The organism is Pseudarthrobacter sp. CCNWLW207 (genome assembly GCF_037203945.1).
Lineage (GTDB): Bacteria > Actinomycetota > Actinomycetes > Actinomycetales > Micrococcaceae > Arthrobacter.
Genome location: NZ_JBBCBS010000004.1, coordinates 361,916 through 383,026 on the forward strand (window position 1 = coordinate 361,916; position 21,111 = coordinate 383,026).

At 65.0% G+C, this 21,111-nt stretch carries 23 protein-coding genes; 11 read left to right on the forward strand and 12 right to left on the reverse strand.

Annotation, left to right across the window (positions count from 1 at the left end; genetic code table 11):
* Nucleotides 1–27 precede the first annotated feature (27 nt).
* Both V9L17_RS09545 and V9L17_RS09550 read right to left on the reverse strand, forming a co-directional pair.
* On the reverse strand, nucleotides 28–894 hold the full coding sequence (locus V9L17_RS09545) for a VOC family protein (RefSeq protein WP_337351238.1): 867 nt from the start codon (nucleotides 892–894) through the stop codon (nucleotides 28–30).
* Nucleotides 895–1,073: 179 nt separating this feature from the next.
* Nucleotides 1,074–1,826, reverse strand: coding sequence for an SDR family oxidoreductase (locus V9L17_RS09550; RefSeq protein WP_337351239.1), 753 nt, complete (start codon nucleotides 1,824–1,826; stop codon nucleotides 1,074–1,076).
* Between the two features lie 196 nt (nucleotides 1,827–2,022).
* On the opposite strand from V9L17_RS09550, the gene V9L17_RS09555 reads away from it, so the two are divergent.
* Complete coding sequence (locus V9L17_RS09555; protein ID WP_337351240.1) at nucleotides 2,023–2,400, forward strand: DUF5655 domain-containing protein; 378 nt, start codon at nucleotides 2,023–2,025, stop codon at nucleotides 2,398–2,400.
* A 29-nt stretch (nucleotides 2,401–2,429) separates the two neighbouring features.
* Here the strand turns inward: V9L17_RS09555 and fabG are convergent, their stop codons facing one another.
* Nucleotides 2,430–3,155 carry a 3-oxoacyl-ACP reductase FabG gene (gene fabG, locus V9L17_RS09560; RefSeq protein ID WP_337351241.1) on the reverse strand — a complete coding sequence of 242 codons (726 nt, stop codon included), beginning with the start codon at nucleotides 3,153–3,155 and terminating at the stop codon, nucleotides 2,430–2,432.
* 142 nt (nucleotides 3,156–3,297) lie between these two features.
* On the opposite strand from fabG, the gene V9L17_RS09565 reads away from it, so the two are divergent.
* From V9L17_RS09565 to V9L17_RS09575, 3 genes are read left to right on the forward strand one after another with little or no spacing between them, the layout of a single operon-like run.
* Nucleotides 3,298–3,732 (forward strand): DUF3099 domain-containing protein, encoded by a 435-nt coding sequence (locus V9L17_RS09565; RefSeq protein ID WP_337348317.1) that lies wholly within the window; start codon nucleotides 3,298–3,300, stop codon nucleotides 3,730–3,732.
* Nucleotides 3,729–4,004 carry a hypothetical protein gene (locus tag V9L17_RS09570; RefSeq protein WP_337351242.1) on the forward strand — a complete coding sequence of 92 codons (276 nt, stop codon included), beginning with the start codon at nucleotides 3,729–3,731 and terminating at the stop codon, nucleotides 4,002–4,004. The genes V9L17_RS09565 and V9L17_RS09570 overlap by 4 nt, the downstream gene beginning before the upstream one ends.
* A complete protein-coding gene (locus V9L17_RS09575) occupies nucleotides 4,005–4,898 on the forward strand; it encodes an SURF1 family cytochrome oxidase biogenesis protein (protein ID WP_337351243.1) in 894 nt (297 codons plus the stop codon).
* A gap of 246 nt (nucleotides 4,899–5,144) precedes the next feature.
* Here V9L17_RS09575 and V9L17_RS09580 read toward each other — a convergent pair whose 3' ends face one another.
* The gene (locus V9L17_RS09580) at nucleotides 5,145–6,743 is read right to left on the reverse strand and encodes an ABC-F family ATP-binding cassette domain-containing protein (RefSeq protein ID WP_337348320.1); all 1,599 of its coding nucleotides are present in this window, start codon (nucleotides 6,741–6,743) and stop codon (nucleotides 5,145–5,147) included.
* Between the two features lie 308 nt (nucleotides 6,744–7,051).
* On the opposite strand from V9L17_RS09580, the gene V9L17_RS09585 reads away from it, so the two are divergent.
* The 3 genes from V9L17_RS09585 to V9L17_RS09595 are packed head-to-tail and all read left to right on the forward strand — an operon-like array spanning nucleotide 7,052 to nucleotide 9,023.
* The gene (locus tag V9L17_RS09585; RefSeq protein WP_337351244.1) at nucleotides 7,052–7,681 is read left to right on the forward strand and encodes a biotin transporter BioY; all 630 of its coding nucleotides are present in this window, start codon (nucleotides 7,052–7,054) and stop codon (nucleotides 7,679–7,681) included.
* 5 nt (nucleotides 7,682–7,686) lie between these two features.
* Nucleotides 7,687–8,403: an energy-coupling factor ABC transporter ATP-binding protein gene (locus tag V9L17_RS09590; RefSeq protein ID WP_337351245.1), complete on the forward strand. Its 717-nt coding sequence runs from the start codon at nucleotides 7,687–7,689 to the stop codon at nucleotides 8,401–8,403.
* On the forward strand, nucleotides 8,400–9,023 hold the full coding sequence (locus V9L17_RS09595; RefSeq protein ID WP_337351246.1) for an energy-coupling factor transporter transmembrane component T family protein: 624 nt from the start codon (nucleotides 8,400–8,402) through the stop codon (nucleotides 9,021–9,023). The genes V9L17_RS09590 and V9L17_RS09595 overlap by 4 nt, the downstream gene beginning before the upstream one ends.
* A gap of 26 nt (nucleotides 9,024–9,049) precedes the next feature.
* On the opposite strand, the gene V9L17_RS09600 is transcribed toward V9L17_RS09595, so the two are convergent.
* Entirely contained in the window at nucleotides 9,050–10,234 is a 1,185-nt protein-coding gene (locus tag V9L17_RS09600) for a thiolase family protein (RefSeq protein WP_337351247.1), read from the reverse strand.
* A 20-nt stretch (nucleotides 10,235–10,254) separates the two neighbouring features.
* Entirely contained in the window at nucleotides 10,255–11,658 is a 1,404-nt protein-coding gene (locus V9L17_RS09605; protein WP_337351248.1) for a class I adenylate-forming enzyme family protein, read from the reverse strand.
* A 50-nt stretch (nucleotides 11,659–11,708) separates the two neighbouring features.
* Between V9L17_RS09605 and ypfJ the strand changes: the two genes are divergently transcribed.
* Nucleotides 11,709–12,587, forward strand: coding sequence for a KPN_02809 family neutral zinc metallopeptidase (ypfJ, locus tag V9L17_RS09610; protein WP_337351249.1), 879 nt, complete (start codon nucleotides 11,709–11,711; stop codon nucleotides 12,585–12,587).
* A gap of 142 nt (nucleotides 12,588–12,729) precedes the next feature.
* On the opposite strand, the gene V9L17_RS09615 is transcribed toward ypfJ, so the two are convergent.
* From V9L17_RS09615 to V9L17_RS09640, 6 genes are all read right to left on the reverse strand, one after another.
* On the reverse strand, nucleotides 12,730–13,062 hold the full coding sequence (locus V9L17_RS09615; RefSeq protein ID WP_337348327.1) for a metal-sulfur cluster assembly factor: 333 nt from the start codon (nucleotides 13,060–13,062) through the stop codon (nucleotides 12,730–12,732).
* Between the two features lie 12 nt (nucleotides 13,063–13,074).
* The gene (gene sufC, locus V9L17_RS09620; RefSeq protein ID WP_337348328.1) at nucleotides 13,075–13,866 is read right to left on the reverse strand and encodes a Fe-S cluster assembly ATPase SufC; all 792 of its coding nucleotides are present in this window, start codon (nucleotides 13,864–13,866) and stop codon (nucleotides 13,075–13,077) included.
* A gap of 115 nt (nucleotides 13,867–13,981) precedes the next feature.
* Nucleotides 13,982–14,341, reverse strand: a complete 360-nt coding sequence (locus V9L17_RS09625; protein WP_337348329.1) for a non-heme iron oxygenase ferredoxin subunit — start codon at nucleotides 14,339–14,341, stop codon at nucleotides 13,982–13,984.
* Nucleotides 14,342–14,362: 21 nt separating this feature from the next.
* Nucleotides 14,363–15,649, reverse strand: coding sequence for a Fe-S cluster assembly protein SufD (sufD, locus tag V9L17_RS09630; protein WP_337351250.1), 1,287 nt, complete (start codon nucleotides 15,647–15,649; stop codon nucleotides 14,363–14,365).
* Nucleotides 15,650–15,651: 2 nt separating this feature from the next.
* Nucleotides 15,652–17,115: a Fe-S cluster assembly protein SufB gene (gene sufB / locus V9L17_RS09635; protein WP_337348331.1), complete on the reverse strand. Its 1,464-nt coding sequence runs from the start codon at nucleotides 17,113–17,115 to the stop codon at nucleotides 15,652–15,654.
* Entirely contained in the window at nucleotides 17,115–17,948 is an 834-nt protein-coding gene (locus V9L17_RS09640) for a helix-turn-helix transcriptional regulator (protein ID WP_337348332.1), read from the reverse strand. Before V9L17_RS09640 ends, sufB begins: the two co-directional genes overlap by 1 nt.
* A gap of 114 nt (nucleotides 17,949–18,062) precedes the next feature.
* On the opposite strand from V9L17_RS09640, the gene V9L17_RS09645 reads away from it, so the two are divergent.
* Genes V9L17_RS09645 through V9L17_RS09655 form a run of 3 tightly spaced genes read left to right on the forward strand, consistent with a single transcriptional unit; the run spans nucleotide 18,063 to nucleotide 20,750 of the window.
* A complete protein-coding gene (locus V9L17_RS09645) occupies nucleotides 18,063–19,031 on the forward strand; it encodes an ABC transporter ATP-binding protein (RefSeq protein ID WP_337351251.1) in 969 nt (322 codons plus the stop codon).
* Nucleotides 19,028–19,798: an ABC transporter permease gene (locus V9L17_RS09650; RefSeq protein WP_337351252.1), complete on the forward strand. Its 771-nt coding sequence runs from the start codon at nucleotides 19,028–19,030 to the stop codon at nucleotides 19,796–19,798. Before V9L17_RS09645 ends, V9L17_RS09650 begins: the two co-directional genes overlap by 4 nt.
* 7 nt (nucleotides 19,799–19,805) lie before the next feature.
* Nucleotides 19,806–20,750 (forward strand): COX15/CtaA family protein, encoded by a 945-nt coding sequence (locus V9L17_RS09655; protein ID WP_337351253.1) that lies wholly within the window; start codon nucleotides 19,806–19,808, stop codon nucleotides 20,748–20,750.
* Nucleotides 20,751–21,111 lie beyond the last annotated feature (361 nt).

Sequence of the window (21,111 nt, forward strand, 5' to 3'; positions counted from 1 at the left end):
GTTCGGAGTCCGCCCCGTCCGGTTCGCTCAGCCGGTGGGAGGCGTGAACTGGCTCGCTGTGAAGACGGCTCCGGCGGGATCCCGGATCAGGGCGGTGCGCGTCCACTCCGTATCGTCGTGCCCCAGGATGACGGCCCCGAGGCGCTCTGCATCCTCGGCCGTACGGTCCCGGTCTGCGACAGAAAACGTCACGTGCCACTGCGGACGCTCGCCAGGAGCCACCGGGGCCAGCCAGGCAACGGCGTCCTCGAAGCCGCGTGGGGCGAGGTCGCCGGACTGGCGGACCCTGATGTTGGGGTCCACAGTGGCTTCGAGGTGATCCCCATATCCGGGACGGCGGATCATTATTCCGAAGTCGAGGTTGTCGAACTGCCAGCCGAAGGCCTTCGTGTAGAAGGCGATGGCTGCCTCGGGATCTGCTGTGTGGAGATCACTGAAGTTCCATCCGCTGGGACCGTTAACCGCCTGGGCACCGGGTCGCTCCCGGGCCTGCCAGAGACGGAACTCGACGCCTTCGGGATCCGTCAACGCCGCCTGCACGCCTCCCAGGCCCGCGTCGGCAGGAGCCGCCTTCAGTGTTGCTCCGGCCGTGAGCAAACGGCGCACCGCAGCGTCCGCTTCGTCCACGGAGACGTAAGTGTTCCACGCTGCGGCATCGGATCCGGCTGCACCGGGGCCAGGGCCTGCGATCGCGGCGGCCTCCTGCCCGTCCAGCGTGGCTATAACGTACCTGCCAGTGCCACTACCGGCGGCCGGGACAGCGTCCTCGAAATCCCACCCGAAGACTTCGCCGTAGAAATGCATGGCTGCCTCCACGTTGGGCTGCCAGGTGTCCACCCAGCACGGAACGCCTTCCGGATAGGTACGGCGCGTCATCCCTGATTGCTGTGCCATGCATCTGACCCTAGGCGCCCTTGCTTCCATACACAACGGGGCTCCTTAGGCAACGGCGGGTCGATGCACAGGGTTGGTTTCAGGACAGACGAAAGCTCCGGGCAGGAGTACTGCCCGGAGCTTGTCGTGGTGATCGGTTTGCTGCGTGGCAAACCGGAGTGGTGAGATGCCCGAAAGCGCTAGTTGGCGCCCTTACCGAAGTAGTCGGCGCCGCCCGCGTACTCCGTGTGGCCGGATTCGACATCCGCGGTTGCCATGCTGGCCACTACCCCGGCGAACTCCTCCACAGAGTAGAGCTTGCCGGCCTCGGCGCGGCGGGCCTCGATAGCGCCCGGGTTCGAGCGGTCCAGCAGGGTTGCCGTGACGGTGCCTTCGATCATGTCGCCCGAAACAACCACCAGCGAGATGCCCTTCTCGGCAAGGTTGGGCAGCAGGGCGCGGAGAGCGTCCTCGCCGGCACGCTTGCTGCGGGCCACGGGCTCGTACTCGGGCATGGTGGGCACGGTGTTGATGAAGTGCGCCTGGTGGCTGGTCACGAAGACCACGCGGGAGCCCTCCTTCATCAGCGGCACAGCGGCGTTGAGCATGTTGACCTGCGCGTCCCGGTTCAGCTTCAGGGCGTAGTCGTCCTCCATGCCGGATTCCATGCCACCGGAAGCATTCAGCACCAGGACGTCCAGCGAGCCGAAGTTCTCCATGGCTGCACTGGCCAGTGCCTGCACACCTTCCAGCGTGGTCAGGTCCGCACCCACGGCCGTTGCACGGCCGCCCGCGGCTTCAATCTCAGCGACCACTTTGTTGGCGCGCGGCGCCTTTTGACGGTAATTAACGACGACGGCGGCGCCCTCGCCGGCCAGGATCTTCGCCACTTCCGCGCCAATTCCGCGTGAGGATCCGGTCACGATGGCGGTTTTGTTGTCCAGCAGTCCCATATGAGCTCCCTTTTGTTCGAAACGTCTAAATCGCTTGAGGTCTGCAGTCCATCATGCCAGCGCAGGCCCCGTATTCGCTTGTGTGACCCCCACAAAGAAGGCCCTCTGAGCTAGTGTCGGCGTGTCTCCCGGACGCAGACTTTCCGGCGTACTCTCGCCCCATGAGGAACCGCCCGGAGCCTGGGAAGCGCCGCCCATGACCGGCCCTGCCGGCACGGCGTCCACGCCGGAAGAGGTCTTCGGCAACTCACCGGACGGCCTGCGGCTTTGCCAGCTCGTCCGCGACACCATCCTGAACGCCGTTCCAGCCACCGTCCGCACCACTACCAGCCAAGTGGCCTTCCGGAACCGACGCGGCTTCGCCTATCTCTGGAACCCGCGGCGGCATCTGAACACAGATGTTCCGGCGGTTCTCTCCATTGCACTGCCCCGGCGAGTGGATTCGTCGCGGTTCAAGGAAGTGGTCCACCCGTCCCCCGGCGTGTGGATGCACCACCTGGAACTTTCCACCGCTGACGACGTCGACGAACAGGTGGCGCAATGGCTAAAGGAGGCGTTCGGCGCCGCTGGCTGACGGACGCCTGGCCGCAGGGTCAAACCCTGTTAGTGGCCCATGCCAAGTCCACCGTCAACGGGGATGACAGCACCGGAAATATAAGCCGCCTCGTCGCTTGAAATCCAGCGGACCACGTTGGCCACCTCAGACGCCTCGGCAAAACGGCCTGCCGGAATGCTGGAAAGGTAGTCCTTCTGGGTGGCTTCGGGCAGTTCGGCCGTCATATCGGTGTTGATGAACCCCGGTGCCACAACATTGGCCGTGATGCCGCGGGATCCCAGTTCGCGCGTCAAGGAACGCGCTACACCCACGAGGCCGGCTTTGGAGGCAGAGTAGTTGATCTGGCCGGGCGCGCCGTAGAGGCCGGACACAGAGGAAATGAGGACTACGCGGCCCTTACGCATCCGGATCATCCCCTTGGACGCGCGCTTGATGACGCGGAAGGCGCCCGTGAGGTTGGTGTCGATCACGGAGGTAAAGTCATCTTCGCTCATGCGCAGCAGGAGGGTGTCCTTGGTGATGCCCGCGTTTGCCACGAGGACCTCAACCGGCCCGTGGGCCGCTTCCACTTCCGTGAAGGCCGCATCCACAGAGGCCTCATCCGTCACGTCGGCTTTGACGCCCAGGATCCCGGCCGGCAGTTCTGACGCACTCCGGTAGGTCACGGCTACCTTGTCGCCGTTAGCCAGGAAGGCTTCGGCGATGGCCAGGCCGATGCCACGGTTTCCACCGGTGATCAGGACGCTTCGGGCCGCAGTAGCTGCTTCAGACATTAATTGCTCCGGGATTCTGCGGCACGCGGGGCCGCGGTAGGAAGGGGCGTGATTTTGCTGCCTCCGATCTTAGCCCGCGTTTGGGCGCCACTGCCGATGGTGAGAGAATTGAGGCAAGCCTTTGGAGCGTGATTAATCAACCGTGACCCTTGAAAACCATGCTGGACAGCCCGTGCCCGGAGACCCTGAGCGGTTCTCCGGCGATTCCGGAGTCCACAGCATCACGGACGCTGCGTCAGCCCACTCCGAGGACATGCGCCAGCGGATGATCAAGTACGCGCTTGCCATGGGAATCCGCATGGTCTGCCTCATCCTCATTTTTGTGGTGGACGGCTGGTTCAAGCTCCTGATGGTGGCGGGCGCCGTCTTCCTGCCCTGGATCGCGGTTGTCATCGCCAACGGAAGCGACAAAGCGGAGATCCACAGCGATTCGTTGCTCGACTCCGCGCCGCTTGCCGAACTGGAAGGGCCCAGCTGGCCAGCGGGTGAAGCCGAACCGGACAGCGACATCCTGCAAGGCGAACTCATTGATGATGACGACGAACCAAACCACGGCGAGGAACGGCGCGCTTCATGAACATTTTTGACTTGGCTGCGGGGACTCCCGGTCCCCCTCCGGCCGCAGTTGCCATGTGCTCCCGGAAAGCCTGCCGCTCCGAGGCGTCGTGGCAGCTTCTCTGGAACAACCCGAAAATCCACACCCCAGAGCGCCGGAAGATCTGGCTCGCCTGCGGCGAACACCGCGACTGGCTGGAGGATTACCTCCAGACCCGCGGACTGTGGAAGGAAACCGTGCCGCTGGGAACGGACGCCGGGACGGGCTCCGCGCCGCGGGGGCAGGAAGGCTGAATGTACCGCTTCCTCTTTTCCAGTAAGTGGCTGGGCTACCTCCTGCTTGCCGCAATCTTCGCCACGGCATGTCTTTTCCTGGGCCGCTGGCAGATGGACCGGCGGGCTGAAACGCTCGCTGAAATTAACCGGGTAGTCTCCAATTACTCGGCCACGCCGGTCCCCTTCACCGCGGTCAAGGATGAATTCAACCGGCTGGAGCCTGAGAAGGAATGGACCCAGGTTGAGCTGAAGGGCCAATACGACGCCGCGGGCCAGCGGATTGTCCGCAACAGGCCCTTGAACGGTCAGCCCGGCTACGAAGTGGTGGTGCCTTTCAAGCTGGAGTCCGGTGAAACCGTGGTGATCGACCGCGGCTGGCTGCCCATCGGAAACAACAACCCTGGCCGCCCGGACTCCATCCCGGCCCCACCCACAGGTGAGGTGACCGCCGTCGTCCGCCTCAAGGCTGGCGAGCCGACGCTCCAGCGCAGCGCCCCGGATGGCCAGCTGGCGTCCATTGACCTTCCCGCCTACGCCGAGGAACTCGGATACCCCGTGCTCACGGGAGCCTACGGCCAGCTCGCGTCTGAGACTCCGGCGCCGGCAGAGATGCCTTTCCCATTCCCTATGCCCTCCACGGAGGAAGGCACGCACTTGTCGTACTCCCTGCAGTGGTTTGCCTTCGGGGTGTTGATGTTTGTGGGCTTCGGCTACGCTGCCCGGCAACAGGCGCGGAACGCCGCGATCGACGCCGAGGACGAAGTTGAACGTGAGGACGTAGCGCGCGACTCCGGAAGCCCGGAGCACTCGGCCGCCGCGGCAGCCCGCCGTCGTCCGCCCGTCCCACGCAAACGGAAGCGCCCAACCGCAGAGGAAGAGGAAGACGCCCTCCTCGACGCCCAAGGCTACTGACCGATGCACACACGCCAGGAAGTTGGCGGAGTAGCCCCCGTATGTTCAGCATCACCTACAACGACCTGCAACGGATCACGAAGGCTCCGGAACTGACCGTCCGATAGTTCGCTAAAGGTGACCTGAGCGCCAGCGCCTGCGGCCGGGTGATTTGTGTAGCTTGCGTCAAGGGCGAGGAACGAGCCAGCAAGCGGCAAATTACGCGGTTGGGGGCGCGAACGCAACCAGTGGTCGGCGGGAACCGGATTAAGCCAGCGTAATCAGGTCCAGATAGTCTTCGTTCCAGTGATCCTCAATACCATCAGGCAACAGCACAACCCGCTCGGGATTCAGTGCCTCGACTGCGCCTTCGTCGTGGCTCACCAGGACGACGGCGCCGGAGTAGTTGCGCAGGGCGCCGAGGATTTCGGCGCGGCTGGCGGGGTCCAGGTTGTTGGTGGGCTCGTCGAGGAGGAGCACGTTGGCGCTGGAGGCCACGATGGTGGCCAGGGCCAGCCGGGTCTTCTCACCGCCGGAGAGTACACCGGCGGGCTTGTCGACGTCGTCGCCCGAGAACAGGAATGAGCCGAGGATGCCGCGGACCTCGGCGTCCTTCATGTCCGGAGCAGAGGAGCGCATGTTCTCGAGGACGGTGCGGTCGACGTCGAGCGTTTCGTGTTCCTGGGCGTAATAGCCCACCTTCAGGCCGTGCCCGGCAATGACGTCGCCGGTATCCGGCTTGTCTACACCGGCGAGCATCCGCAGGAGGGTGGTCTTGCCGGCGCCGTTGAGGCCAAGGATGACCACCTTGGAGCCGCGGTCGATGGCGAGGTCGACGTCCGTGAAGATTTCCAGCGAACCGTAGGACTTGCTGAGGCCCTCGGCGGTCAGCGGGGTCCTGCCGCAGGGCGAAGGGTCGGGGAAGCGGAGGGCTGCCACGCGGTCGTTTTCGCGCACGGCCTCCAGTCCGCTGAGCAGGCGTTCGGCACGCTTGGCCATGTTCTGCGCGGCAACAGCCTTGGTGGCCTTGGCCCTCATCTTGTTGGCCTGGTCGAAAAGGACCTGGGCCTTCTTTTCGGCGTTGGCGCGTTCGCGCTTGCGGGCGCGTTCGTCTGTTTCGCGCTGGGTGAGGTAGCGCTTCCAGTCCATGTTGTAGAAGTCGATCTGGGCGCGGTTGGCGTCAAGCAGGAACACCTTGTTGACGGTGGCTTCAAGCAGCTCCGTGTCGTGGCTGATCACGATCAGGCCGCCCTGGTGGTTCTTGAGGAAGTCACGCAGCCAGGCGATGGAATCGGCATCGAGGTGGTTCGTGGGCTCATCGAGGAGCATGGTCTCGGCATCCGAGTAGAGGATGCGGGCCAGCTCCACACGGCGGCGCTGGCCACCGGAGAGTGTCTTAAGCGGCTGGTTGAGCAGGCGGTCCGGCAGGGCCAGGTTGGAGCAGATCGCAGCGGCCTCGGCTTCGGCAGCGTAGCCGCCGGCGGCCAGAAACTCGGATTCGAGCCGGTCATAGCGGTTCATTGCCTTGCGCTGGATGGTGGCGTCCTCGCTGGCCATTTCTTCGTGGGCGACGCGGAGCTTGCCCACGGCGATGTCCAGGCCACGGACGGACAGGATCCGGTCGCGGGCGAGCTGCTCCATGTCCGGGGTGCGCGGGTCCTGGGGCAGGTAGCCTATTTCGCCGGTGCGGGTCACCTTGCCCGCCGCGGGAAGCCCTTCGCCGGCAAGGACACGTGTGAGGGTGGTCTTGCCTGCACCGTTCCGGCCCACGAGGCCGATTTTGTCTCCCTTGTCGATGCGGAAGCTCACCTGGTCCATAAGGAGCCGGGCGCCGGCGCGCAGTTCAAGATCCTGGACAGTAATCACAGCAGGTAAGGCCTTTCACAACAGGGAACGCCACAGCCCAACGGATGAAGTCTGGAAGGAACCGGGCAGAGAGGCCGGAGAACGGCCTATACAAGTCTACCGGCCGCAGCTTCACTGCATAACCGCGGCGATTGTCCTAAAGCCTGGCCGTACGCGGCAGCCCTGCTGCGGCGCCACACGGGCCCTTGTGCCTTGCCATCACATCAGGGCATCTTGTTTAGTGGATCCCCTACAAAATAGAGTCCGACGGCGGACGGTAACGTCAGGAACATCCCCTGCTTTGCTTGTACAACCCCGACAGGATTCCCATGAGCCAGACTGACACCGCCGTCGAAGGCACCGCTTCTCCCGTCCGACGCCGCTGGAACGCCACCGACCTTGGCCTGATAGCCGTCTTCGCCGCGCTGGTAGCGGGTTCCGCGTTGGTTCCCGGCATCGCGGCGAACGTCTTCGGCATCCCCATCACTTTCCAGACCCTCGCCGTGATGCTCACCGGCCTGATGCTGGGCCCAGCACGTGGCTTCGCCGCCGTCGGCCTTTACACGCTCCTGGGGCTGGCCGGGCTGCCGATCTTCAGCCAAGGACGCAGCGGCCTGGGCATCCTGGCCGGACCGTCAGCCGGCTACATTATCGCCTTCCCCATTGCCGCGGCACTGGTCGGTTGGCTGGCCACTGTGGTCATCCGGCGTACCAACCGCGCCCGGGCACTGTGGTTCTTCCTGGCGGCCACGGTGACCAGCATCCTGGTGGTGCATTCCCTGGGGATCGCCGGCATCGTGATCAACACCAAGACCGGCTTGGGACAGGCCTTTATGGCGGACCTGATCTTCTACCCCGGAGACATCATCAAGAACATCCTCGCCGCCGTGATTGCAGTCGCCCTCCACCGCGCGTTCCCTGACGTACTGGTCCGCCGCGTGAAGCGGACCAACCGCTAAATCCCATGTCCACTATCTCCTTCCGGCAGGCCTGCGTGGCCGTAGCTGTCGATAGCCAGCCGGAGCCCAAGACCCTGCTCCACGGTGTCACCCTGGAGCTGGCAGAACGGCGCATCGGCGTGATCGGAGCCAACGGGTCCGGTAAATCGACCCTGCTGCGCCTGGTCAACGGCCTGGTCCAGCCCAGCTGCGGCACGGTGGCGGTGGATGGCGACGATACTGTCCGCGCCGTACGGGCAGTCCGGCGAAATGTCGGGTTCGTCTTCACAGATCCCCTGTCCCAATTGGTGATGCCCACGGGACGCGAAGATGTGGAACTGTCGCTCCGCCGTTCGGTCCGGAATGGAGCGGAGCGGCGGCGCCTCGCGGAGGCAGCGCTGGAGCGGTTCGGGCTGCTGGGACTGGCTGACCAGAGCATTTATGAACTCTCGGGCGGGGAGCGCCAGTTGATGGCGCTGGCCGCTGTCCTGGCCGTAAACCCCTCGGTGCTGGTGCTCGATGAGCCCTCCACCCTGCTGGACCTGCGGAACCGCGAACTCCTGCGCCGGACGCTGAAGGGCCTGGATCAGCAGATCCTGATGTCCACGCACGATCTTGAGCTGGCCCTGGACATGGACCGCGTGCTGGTGATTGAGGCCGGACACGTGGTGTTCGACGGTGCGCCCGCCCAAGCCGTGGACAGGTACCGCGCCCTCTGCGCCGAAGGCCTGGCCGCGCCGTGAGAGGACACGGGTTCCTGCTGGCGAACTACGTCCCGGGAGAATCGGTCATCCACCGCTGCCCGCTGGTCCTGAAGTTCCTGCTGGTGTTCGGCTGCGGCCTGGCCTCCTTCCTGATTATTGACTGGCTCGTGTCCGCTGCGGTCCTTGCCGTGATGTGCATGCTGTACTTGCTCACCGGGGCCGGTGCGCGCAGGCTGCTCGGTGCCATCCGACCGTTGCTGCTTGTCCTGCCCGTGATCGGGCTGTTTCAGTGGTGGCAGCTCGGCGGGCCCACGGCGGCCCGGATCGTCCTGAACATCCTGGTGTGCGTGGTGGCGGCATCGCTGCTGACGGCGACCACGCCCATGCAGCGCCTACTGGACGGCGTGGTGTCATTGGCCACGCCGTTTCGGCGTTTCGGTGCCGACCCGGAACGCTTCGCGCTGACCATCGCAGTGATGTTGCGGAGTATCCCGTACATTGCGGGCGCGTTTGCGGACGTTCGGGATTCCGCCCGGGCACGGGGCCTGGAGCGGAACCCGAGGGCGCTGGTGCTGCCCGTATTTATTACCACCGTGGCCTTTGCACGCCAGACTGGTGAGGCGCTGGCCGCCCGCGGCCTCGGCGAGGCTGACGACTGACAGCCCGCCGGGCCGTTTCGGCTGCTTCAGCCAGTGATTTTCTCGTACCGCAGCAGCGCGGCTGTCCCCATCCCGCCGGCGATACTGATCAGCGCCAGCGCCAGCAGGCCGGGCTGGCCGGTGGAACGGGCCTGTGCCAGCAGGCGTGTCACCAGGACAGCTCCGGACGCACCGTAGGCGTGGCCCAAAGCCAGGGCGCCGCCGTCGGCATTTGCCCGGTCCGCGTCAATGCCCAGATGATCCAGGCAGGCGAGAGCCTGGGCGGCGAACGCCTCGTTGAATTCCACGAGCCCCACACTGGCGGCTGTAAGGCACTGGGTGGCCAGGAGCCTTTCTCCAGCCACGGCCGCGCCGATCCCCAGCAGTTCGGGGTCCACCCCGGCAGTGTCCGTGGCCAGCACCAGGAGTCCGTCCGTCACGCCCAGTCCACGGGCGCGTTGGAGGGAAGTGATGACGACGGCGGAGGCGGCGTCGGCGTCAAAGCATGAGTTTCCTGCGGTGACTGTTCCTCCGTCAACAAAAGCCGCCGGGAATCGCTTCAGGACAGCCGCATTGAGTCCGGGACGTGGCCCGTCGTCCCTGTTGACGGTTCCGCCCGCTGTTTCCAGCGGCGTGATCTCGCAGTCGAACCGACCGGCCCGGGCCGCTGAGACCGCGCGCTCGTGGCTGGCCAACGCAAAGGCGTCCTGCCGGTCCCGGCCGACGGCGAAGCGCGCGGCAACGTTTTCGGCCGCCACCCCCATGTCCGGGTCGCCGAAGCTCAGCGGCACAAACTGGGCCCGGGAGAAAAAGTCCGGTTCGCCGTCGTCATTCCGGTAGGCGCGCAGCGGCGCGGTGCTGATGCTCTCCACTCCCCCGGCGAGATACACAGGGTTCCCCCCGGAAGCCACCAGCCTGGCGGCCAGCACAATGGCGTCCAGGCCGGACCCGCACTGCCGGTCCACGGTAAGGCCCGGCACAGTGACCGGTAGCCCGGCCTCGAGCAGGGCCAGGCGGGCTATGTTGCCGCCTCCGCCCACGGCGTTGCCAACCACCACATCTGCCACGTCTTCCGGGGACAACCCGCATTCAGCAAGGAGCTGCGCCAGGACGGGGGCCAGCAACTGGTGCGCACGGAGATCCTTCACCGCCCCGTTCGCCCGGCACACCGGGGTCCGCCGGGCGGCGATGATCACGGGCTGCCGGTCGGGAGGCAGCAGTTCAGGAGTCATGCTGTCAGTATTCACGAGTCTCACTGCCCAAGGTGGCGGACCCTTTGGTCATGGGACGTGATCCACTCAAGGAGCATGTTCCGGCTCACCTTGCCGCGGTCGGTGGTGGGCAGTTCGGACAGGGCGAAGTACTGCAGGGGCCGTTTGTCGCGCGCCAGGACATTCTCCAGGCCGGCTTTGAGCTGGGTGGCGGTGATTCCGCCGTGGGCCGGGACCACGCCCGCCACGACGCGCTGGCCGCGGAGGTCATCGGGCATTCCGGCCGCCATGGCCGCCGCGACACCGGGAACGGACGCCAGTGCCAATTCAACCTCATGCGGATAGACGTTCTTCCCGGACGTGAGGATCATGTCAGCGCGACGTCCCAGGATGTGGAGCTCCTCGCCGGCCAGGTAGCCCTGATCCCCCACGGTGAACCAGTCGCCGAAGGACCGGAGGGCCTGGCCGTCGTCGCCCCACAGGTAGCCGTTGCTCACCAGCCCGCTGCGGACGCAGATGTTACCGGCTTCACCATCGGGCAGCGGGGATCCGTCGTCGTCCAGGATCCGGACCTCCACCCCTGGAAACGCGTGCCCGATTCCGGTGCCGCCGGCGTCGAGTTCTCCGGCGGGCAGGCCGGCTCCCGAGACGAAACTCAGTTCGGACGCGCCGTAGTACTCGAAGATCGTGGCGTTGGGCGCCCACCGGCGTGCCGCTTCAAGGGTGCGCGCATCGAGTTTTGAGCCGGCGCAGATGATGGTCCGCACTCCTGCCGCGTCCACGCAGCCGGTGAGGCCGCGCTCACTGAGCAGCCGCAGCATGGTGGGCACCAGGACCAGGCGCGTCACGCCGTCGTGCGTGATGGCCGCGTGGACGTCACCGACATCGAAGTGCTCCAGCGTTTGGAATTCTGAGCCCGCATAAAGGCACTCCGCCAAGGCATAGAGGTTCAGGCTTGCCGCGAGGGGGCCGGGGGCAAGGGTGACGTCGTCCTGCCGGAGGCCGAAGAACTCAATGGACGCGTCGAAGGATTTCCGCCACGACTGCCTGGACCGGGTGAAGGCCTTGGGCACTGACGTGGTGCCGGAGGTCAGTCCGATCAGGAACGTGGTTTCGGGTGGCCCGTCGGCCAAGGGGTCATCCGGGGCCACATCCCCGGGCCGGGCTGAGCCGTCCAGCCGCCCACGGATTTCATGCTGCAACTGCTCCGGCCACGCCGGGTCCAGCACGGCGCACTGCCGTTCCCCGGCCACTGCTGCGGCAAACCGGACAGCAAAGTCAACGGAGTTTGCCTCCGCCAGGACAGTGACCGCTTTGGAACCGGACACTTCAGCAGCCGCGGCGTCGCGGAGCGCAGCCCACGTCAGGCGCCGGCCGGCCACTACGACAGCGGTGTCGAGAGGGCGGTCCGTGGCCCAACGCTGGATTCGATCAAGAAAAGGCATCAGCCCAACTTTACCGGCCGGCCACTGCCTGCTGGGTCTATTGTGACTCTATGAGCTTCAATGACAACGTCCAGCTGGATCCTTCCCAGGTGCAGGACCGCCGTGGCAGAGGCCGCGGCGGCCTTATTGGCGGTGGAATCGGGGGCGGGCTCATCCTGCTTATTGCCGCTCTCCTGGGCGTTAACCCCCAACTGCTCGAAGGACTGGCAGGCGGGGCGCAGGAGCCTCAAAGCCAGGGCACAGCGCCCGCCTGCGAGACGGGCGCCGACGCCGATGCCCGTCTCGACTGCCGTATCACGGGCACTGTCAACAGCCTCAATGCGTTCTGGCCGGCGTACCTCCAGGAATACAGCGTGCAGTATCCCCAGCCTGAGACGGTTATCTTCGACGACGCCGTCAGCACCGGCTGCGGTACGGCCTCCAGCGCGGTGGGACCCTTCTACTGCCCCACGGACACCACCGCCTACTTCGATCCCGGCTTCTTCCAGGACCTCGTGGACCGCTTCGGCTCCTCAGGTGGACCCCTGGCCCAGGAGTATGTGGTGGCACACGAATTCGGCCACCACATCCAGAATGTCCTGGGATACCTTGAACGCGCGCAGCAGGATCCCCAAGGCCCTGAATCGGGGGCCGTCCGCGTGGAGCTCCAAGCGGACTGCTATGCCGGCCTCTGGGTTAAACACGCCTCAACCCAACCCGGCCCCGACGGCCAGCCATTCCTTGAACCGATCACCCAGCAGGACCTGAATGACGCCCTGTCAGCGGCTTCGGCAGTGGGCGATGACCGGATCCAGGAGGCTGCCACTGGCCAAGTATCCCCGGAAGCGTGGACGCACGGTTCCAGCGAACAGCGGCAACGGTGGTTCTACCAGGGCTACCAGACCGGCGACATCAACCAGTGCGACACGTTCTCGGCACCCAGCCTCTGACCCTATCCATCGGCTGCTCCGTAACCGCCGTTTTGGGTGCTCAAAAAGGCGCTGACGGAGTACTCGATGAACTAACGACGACGGCCGGTCACCTTCGGGATGAAGGTAACCGGCCGTCGTCGTACTCTATGGCGGTGGGGATCTAGATGTTGAAGCCGAGGGCCCGCATCTGGTCCTTGCCGTCGTCAGTGATCCGTTCCGGACCCCACGGCGGCATCCAGACCCAGTTCAGGCGCCAGTCATCAACAATGCCGTCCAATGCCTTGCCAACCTGCTCCTCGATGACATCGGTGAGCGGGCAGGCGGCCGTGGTGAGCGTCATGTCGATCAGCAGCGCGCCGTCGTCATCGGAGTACTTCAGGCCGTACAGCAGCCCGAGGTCAACGATGTTCACGCCGAGCTCGGGGTCGATGACGTCCTTGAGTGCCTCTTCGACATCCTCAAGACCCGTACGGGCCGTATTGGTTTCGGTCATGGCTGGTCCTTACTAGGCCTGTGCGGCTGCGGCGGCGATGGTGGCTGCGCCGGCGCCCTTGGCGTAGCGGTCGTAGCCTTCTTCTTCGAGGCGGTCGGCCAGTTCCGGGCCGCCCTCTTCGACAACCTGGCCGTCAACGAACACGTGGACGAAGTCAGGCTTGATGTAGCGCAGGATACGCGTGTAGTGCGTGATGAGCAGCGTGCCCATGTTGCCTTCGGCGTGGGCGCGGTTGACGCCCTCGGAGACAACCTTCAGGGCGTCGACGTCCAGCCCGGAGTCGGTTTCGTCCAGGATGGCGAACTTCGGCTTGAAGAGTTCGAGCTGAAGGATCTCCACGCGCTTCTTCTCGCCGCCGGAGAAGCCTTCGTTGACGTTGCGCTGGGCGAAGTCAGCGTCGATGCGCAGCTTCTCCATGGCGTCCTTGACTTCCTTGGTCCAGGTGCGCAGCTTGGGCGCTTCGCCGTCAATGGCGGTCTTGGCGGTCCGCAGGAAGTTGGTCATGGAGACGCCCGGGACCTCGACGGGGTACTGCATGGCCAGGAAGACACCGGCACGGGCGCGCTCGTCGACGCTCATAGCGAGGACATCTTCGCCGTCGAGGGTGATCGAGCCACTGGTGACGTTGTAGCGCGGGTGCCCGGCGATGGTGGATGCCAGGGTGGATTTGCCGGAACCGTTGGGGCCCATGATGGCGTGGGTCTGGCCGGTCTTGATGGTCAGGCTGACGCCCTTCAGGATCTCCTTGGTGCCCTGCTCCGTGTCAATGCTGACGTGCAGGTCCTTGATCTCAAGAGTAGACATAGGTCTTGTTCTCCTTTGCACCGTGCCCTCCGGCGGCGGTGCGGTCTTTGTCTGGAAGTTTTTGTTCTGTTGCTTCGTATTGCTGCCGGCGGCGGATCTTGTCCGGCTGATGCTGCTAGCTGAAGTTCGGGGCTTCCGCTCCGTTGAGGACGTTGGTGAAGTCCACGTAGACCTCATCGCCAAGGACCTCGACGGCGAACACCGGGACGGGATCGTAGGCAGGCAGCTGCAGAGGTTCGCCGCTGCGCAGGTCGAACTGGGAGCCGTGGCCCCAGCACTCGATCATGCACCCTTCCACTTCGCCCTCCGACAGTGAGATGTCCGCGTGCGAGCAGGTGTCCCCGATGGCGTGGATTTCGCCCATGGAGTCCTTGACGATGGCTACGGGGTAGTCGTCGATCAGGATCCGCAGCGCCTGCTTGAGCTGGATTTCATCCACCTTGCAGACAAGCTCGCCCTTTGGCTGGTCAGTCATCTGTGTAGTACCGCGCCGTCTTTAGTTGTCCGTCAGCGCGAGTTCGCGCTCAACAGCGTCGATGAGGCGCTCTTCGAGAGCCGGCACCTTGATCTGCTGGATGATTTCGTGCAGGAAGCCGCGGACCACCAGGCGGCGGGCAACATCCTCGGGGATGCCGCGGGCCATCAGGTAGAACAGGTGCTCGTCGTCCAGGCGGCCGGTGGCGCTGGCGTGGCCTGCGCCCTCGATCAGTCCGGTTTCGATTTCCAGGTTCGGCACCGAGTCGGCCCGTGCGCCCTCGGTCAGGAGCAGGTTGCGGTTTGCCTCGTAAGTGTCGGTGCCTTCTGCTTCCTTGCGGATCAGGACGTCACCCACCCAGACAGCGTGGGCATTCCGGCCCTGCAGCGCGCCCTTGTACAGCACGTTGGACTTGCAGTTTGCCACGGCGTGGTCAACGAAGAGGCGCTGCTCAAGGTGCTGGCCGGCGTCGGCGAAGTAAAGGCCGAACATTTCGGCTTCCCCGCCCGGGGCGGTGAAACGGGCCGACGGCGTGACGCGCACCAGGTCCCCGCCGAAGCTGACCATCACGTGCTTGAACTTGGCGTCACGGCCGATTTTCGCCTGCTGGGAGGAGGCGTGCACGGCGTCGTCGTTCCATTCCTGGAGCGTAACGACCGTCAGGCTTGCGCCGTCTTCGACAACAATTTCGACGTTCTCGGACACCACGGCGGAGCCCTGGTGGTCCAGGATGACCAAGGACTTGGAGAACTTCTCGGCCACAATCACGATGTGCTGGGCAGCAGCTGCTGTGTCCTGGCCCGTGATGAGGACGTTGATGTCGGCGTCCGCCTCAAATTCAGACGGGATGGTGACAATCGTGGCCTCGCTGAAGTTCTCCCAGGCGTTGGCGGACACCCGGTCTTCCGGAATGCCGGCGGAGCCGATGCGCTTGTCGTCGCGGGCCACGGTTTCCACCGTCACCCGGTCCGGACCGGTGACAGTGACGGTGGGGGCTGCACCTGACAGGATCTCGTTGTGCAGGCCGCGCAGGCGCTTGAGCGGGGTGAACCGCCAGTCTTCCTCCAGGCCGGTGAGCGGCTTGAAGTCCGCCAGCTTGTAGGAAGTCAGGCGTCCGGCGCGTGAGCTGTCCGGGATGCCTACTCCGCCGCCGTGCGAGTGGCTCTTGACCGCTTCGCCGGCCAGCGGGGCCTTGGAGCCGGCCGCGTTGATCGGAGACAGGCTTTCGCCCTCTTCCGTGAAACCGTCGATAAACGGCTGGGATGAGGGCGCGCCGATGCGGGCCTTTTCAGTAGTGATTTCAGTCATCGTTATCCGACGGACCCTTCCATCTGCAGTTCAATCAGGCGGTTCAGCTCAAGTGCGTACTCCATCGGGAGTTCGCGGGCGATGGGCTCGATGAAGCCACGGACGATCATCGCCATGGCCTCGTCTTCGCGCATGCCGCGGGACATCAGGTAAAAGAGCTGCTCTTCGCTGACCCGGGAAACAGTTGCTTCATGGCCCATCACCACGTCATCCTCGCGGATGTCGATGTACGGGTAAGTATCCGACCGGCTGATGGTGTCCACCAGCAACGCGTCGCAGCGAACGGTGTTGGCCGAGTGCTTGGCGCCTTCACGGACCTGGACCAGGCCACGGTAGGCAGCACGTCCGCCGCCGCGGGCCACGGATTTGGAAATGATGGAGCTCTTGGTGTTCGGCGCGATGTGCACCATCTTTGATCCGGTGTCCTGGTGCTGGCCGGCGCCGGCGAAGGCGATGGAGAGGGTTTCGCCCTTGGCGTGCTCGCCCACCAGGTAGACGGCCGGGTACTTCATGGTCACCTTGGAGCCGATGTTGCCGTCAACCCATTCCATCGTGGCGCCTTCTTCGCAGATGGCACGCTTGGTCACCAGGTTGTACACGTTGGTGGACCAGTTCTGGATAGTGGTGTAGCGGACGCGGGCGCCCTTCTTGACGATGATCTCCACCACGGCGGAGTGCAGCGAGTCCGAGGTGTAAATCGGCGCGGTGCAGCCTTCGATGTAGTGGACGTAGGAGTCCTCGTCGGCGATGATCAGGGTCCGCTCGAACTGGCCCATGTTTTCAGTGTTGATGCGGAAGTATGCCTGCAGGGGGATGTCTACGTGGACGCCCTTGGGGACGTATACGAAGGATCCGCCGGACCAGACGGCAGTGTTCAGTGAGGCGAACTTGTTGTCGCCCACGGGAATGACGGTGCCGAAGTACTCCTGGAAGATCTCCGGGTGCTCGCGCAGGGCGGTATCGGTGTCCAGGAAGATAACGCCCTGGGCTTCGAGGTCCTCGCGGATCTGGTGGTACACCACCTCGGACTCGTACTGTGCGGCGACACCCGAGACGAGGCGGCTGCGCTCAGCTTCCGGGATGCCCAGCTTCTCGTACGTGTTCCGGATATCCTCGGGCAGGTCTTCCCACGTGGCGGCCTGCTTCTCAGTGGAGCGGACGAAGTACTTGATGTTGTCGAAGTCGATGCCGGAGAGGTCTGCACCCCAGGTGGGCATGGGCTTGCGGTCGAAGTACTTCAGCCCCTTGAGGCGAAGGTCCAGCATCCACTGCGGTTCACTCTTTTTGTCCGAAATATCACGGACTACTTCGTCGTTGATACCGCGGCGGGCGTTGGCGCCGACATCGTTCTTGTCGGACCAGCCGTACTCGTACGTGCCGATGCCGTGGAGCTCGGGATTCTTTTCCAGAATCTCCGAGATCACAGTGTCTTCGGCTACCGCTTTCTCTGATAGTTGGTCCGTCATCACGGCCTTTCTTGCTGATGGTTGGTTACTTCATCCAGGCTGGCGGGGGCTGTCTGCGGGACACTGGGTCCCCCGGCAGCCAGCCGGCCTGTGGGTATGTGGGTAGTGCAGACATGTCCGCCGCGCGCGAGTGTCGAGAGCCGGCGGACGTCAACGCCTACCAGCCGGGAGAACACTTCGGTTTCCACGTCGCAGAAGACCGGAAACTGAGCGGCGAGTTGCTGGATCGGGCAATGGCCCTGGCACAATTGGACGCTGGACAAGGCGGCCGGCAGCGGGGCTTTGGCCTCGATCGAGGCGGCGGAGGCTACGAAGCCGTCGCGGCTGAGCGCCTCGGCCAGTACCCGGGCCCGCGCAGTAATGTCCGGTCCGGCCTGCTCGATCTCCGGTGTGTAACGACGCTCCATTTCGGCAAAGCGTTCGACGGCGAATTGGCGGACGGCTTCTTCACCCGCCATCGCCTGGAGCTGCTTGAGCGCCAGCGTGGCGATGTCAAGGTAGTCGTTGCCCAGCGATGACTGCCCCTGGGAACTCAGGACATAGCGCCGCGCAGGGCGCCCGGCGCCGGAGCCCGCCTTCGCGACGCGCTTGACTTCAATGACGCCGCTGCGGGACAGATGGTCCAGGTGGCGGCGGACGGCTGCCGGGGTGAAGCCGAGGAGGTCGCCAAGTTCCGCTGCACTGACGGGGCCGTGTTCCAGGACTGCGCTGAGGACGCGGTCGCGGGTGCGCTCGTCTGCGTCCGCCACCGGCAAGGCAGCGACGTGGCCGCGGTCAGCGGGGGCACTTGGCGCCCGATGACCGCCAAAAGGCACAGCAGTAGCACTGGTCATGGAATACACAACACAATCATGTCGTAATTTACTCCCCCGTTCCAGTAAGGTGAGGCTGGCCTGCGCTGCTGCCGGGATCGTCGCAACGAGTACTACATCCCGTAGAATGCTGGGGTGCGTTCCCCCAAATCCCCGGTTCTGTCCATCAGCGGGTTAATTAAGGATGTTGGTCCGCTGGCCACCCTGGACGGGAAGATGCTCCGGGTGGTGAGCGGCGTCTCCCTTGTCGCCGAACGGGGGGAGGTCACGGCCCTCCTCGGTGCCAACGGCGCCGGTAAAACCACCACCATTGAATGTGCCCAGGGCTTACAGGTGCGCAGTGGCGGAACGATCTCCCTGCTGGGCCACGATCCTGCCCAGGCAGGCGCAAACCTTCGCGCCCGCGTAGGTGTGATGCTCCAGGACGGCGGCCTCCCGCCGTCGGCCCGTCCCATCCCGCTGCTGCGGCACATCGCCGGCATGTATGCCGAACCCCGCCCGGTGGACGATCTGGTAGAGCGGCTGGGCATCGACACGTTCAGCAGGACATCGGTCCGCCGGCTCTCCGGGGGACAAAAGCAGAGGCTGGCCCTGGCCGCCGCGCTGATCGGCAACCCTGAGGTCCTCTTCCTCGATGAGCCCAGCGCAGGCCTGGATCCACAGTCACGGCAGTTGGTCTTTGAACTCATTGCCGAGCTGCGGGACGCCGGGATGGGCATCATCCTCACCACGCACCTCATGGATGACGCGCAGCGGCTGGCCGACTACGTCTATATCATCGACGCCGGCCGGAACGTTGCCGAAGGGACCGTGGCGCAACTCCTCCAGCGGGACCCCGTCGTGGAGGCGGGCGCCGAGCACATCCGGACACTTTTCTTTGAGGCTCCTGCGGGATTGGACCTCGCCGGCGTGCTCCCGGAGGCCATTGCCGTCAGCGAGACCCGTGCCGGCAGCTATGTTGCCACCGGACCACTCACACCCGAAGACCTTGCGTCGCTTGCCTCATGGTGGGTAGCCCACGGCATCATGCCCGGCTCGCTCAGCCTCGAAGCGCGCAGCCTCGAAGACGTCTTCCTGGACATCTCGGGAAAGGACATCCGATGACAGTTCCCTCCATGGCTCCCCCGGCCCAGGCACCTGCGCCGCTGCTTCGGCGCATCCTGTTGCAAGGCAAGTATGAATCGCTGGCCATGCTCCGGAACGGCGAGCAACTGATCCTGGCCGTCGTCCTGCCCCTGCTCGCCTTGGTGGGCCTGACGGTGACTCCCCTTCTGGACGGACTCGGCGGGAGCCGTATCAACGTTGCAGTCCCCGGAATCCTGGCGCTGTGCGCCATGTCTACGGCCTTCACCGGACAAGGCATCGCCACCGGCTTTGACCGCCGGTACGGCGTGCTGCGCTTCCTCTCCACCACCCCGTTGGGCCGTACCGGACTTATTGCCGGCAAGGTACTGGCCGTGCTGGCTGTACTTGCCCTCCAGGTTGCCGTGATCACGGCCGTGGCACTCCCCCTCGGCTGGAGCCCGCCGGCAGCAGGCTGGCTGCCCGGCCTTGCGCTGCTGGTCCTGGGCGCCGCGGCCTTTACCGCCCTTGGGCTTCTGGTGGCGGGTACCGTTCGGCCGGAGGCCACTCTGGCGATCACCAACCTGCTGTGGATCCTGCTCGGCGCGTTGGGAGGCATCGTTATTCCTGCGGAACGGCTGCCCGTCCCCGCGCAGGGGATAGTTCACTATCTGCCTTCGGGCGCACTTGGGGAGGCCTTGCGCGAGGCCTTCCTGCTCGGCACCGTAGATGGCGGTGCCGCCCTTATCCTGTTGGTCTGGACAGTTCTTGCCGGAGCAGCAGCCATCCGTTGGTTCAAGTGGAATTGAGATATCCGTGAGCACGGCTTCACGCCTCCCCCAGTTCGCCGGACGCCTGGCGTCCCGGCTGCCCCGTACCGTTGATGCCCGGGTCCGGCGACTGGCAGTGGCGTCCCTGATCGGACAGACGGCCCTGGTTGTCACAGGCGGCGCCGTTCGGCTGACGGCGTCGGGGCTCGGTTGCCCCACCTGGCCGCGCTGTACGGACACCTCCCTGGTCAACACCCCGGAAATGGGAATCCACGGGTTCATCGAATTCGGCAACAGGCTGCTGACTTTCGCCCTCGCCGCCGTCGCAGTCCTGATGCTGGTGTACTTGTGGAACCTGCGCAAGGAACGCCGCGACCTCTTCCTGCTGGCGCTGGGCCTGCTGGCCAGCATTCCAGCGCAGGCTGTGATCGGCGGCATTACCGTGCTGACCAACCTCAACCCCTGGGTGGTGGGACTGCACTTCCTTGTGTCCATGGCGCTGGTGGTAATTGCCACACTGCTCGTCAACCGGGCTTACGGGCGGACCGGCCGGTTTGCCACTCGCTCCCTGCCCGCATTGCCGGGCGTGTTACGCCCGGTGAGCGCCGCCGTCGCGCTTTTCTCTGCAATGGCCGTGATGCTTGGAGTAGTGGTCACGGGTGCCGGCCCCCACGCCGGTGATGCAGACGCGCCGCGAAACGGCCTCGACTGGGACCTGTTCTCCCACATCCACGCGGTTCCGGCCTACCTCATCACCGCCGGAACGCTCTTCGCGCTCGTCGTGGTCCTCATGCGCCGGATTCCCGGTCCCTTCCGGACATCGGTGATCCTGCTCCTGGCGGTGACGCTGCTGCAGGCCGTGATCGGTTTTACGCAGTACTACAACGGCATTCCGGCGCTGCTGGTGGGGACGCACATGCTCGGGGCGGCACTGCTGATGAGTGCGGCAACCAACGCCGCCGACATCGCCCGTTCCAGCCCTGTGACGTAGTCGGGCACGACGGCTAAACCCGCGTTCCCAACCATGAGGCGCCCTGGTTCCTACGAGCCGGGGCGCCTTCGGTTAACGGGACGCTCTCTCATTTCCTGGCTGAACGTACGACGGCGTCACGCCAGACAGTCTTTTGGCCCACCATAGGTGCCGCTCCCCCGCAATGCCGGGACGCCCCGTTGTTCACTCCTCAAAAGCGTCCATTGCGTGACGCCCGCCGGCCTCTGGGTCCTCCCGTATAGGCACCCACAACAGCTTGGTTAATACATAGGAACACTCCCGCGTCCTGAACCACACCAAAAACCCTCCCACACCGGCAGTGAGAGAGGGTGCTGGAATTTCCTGCAGGAAGTGAGAGAGG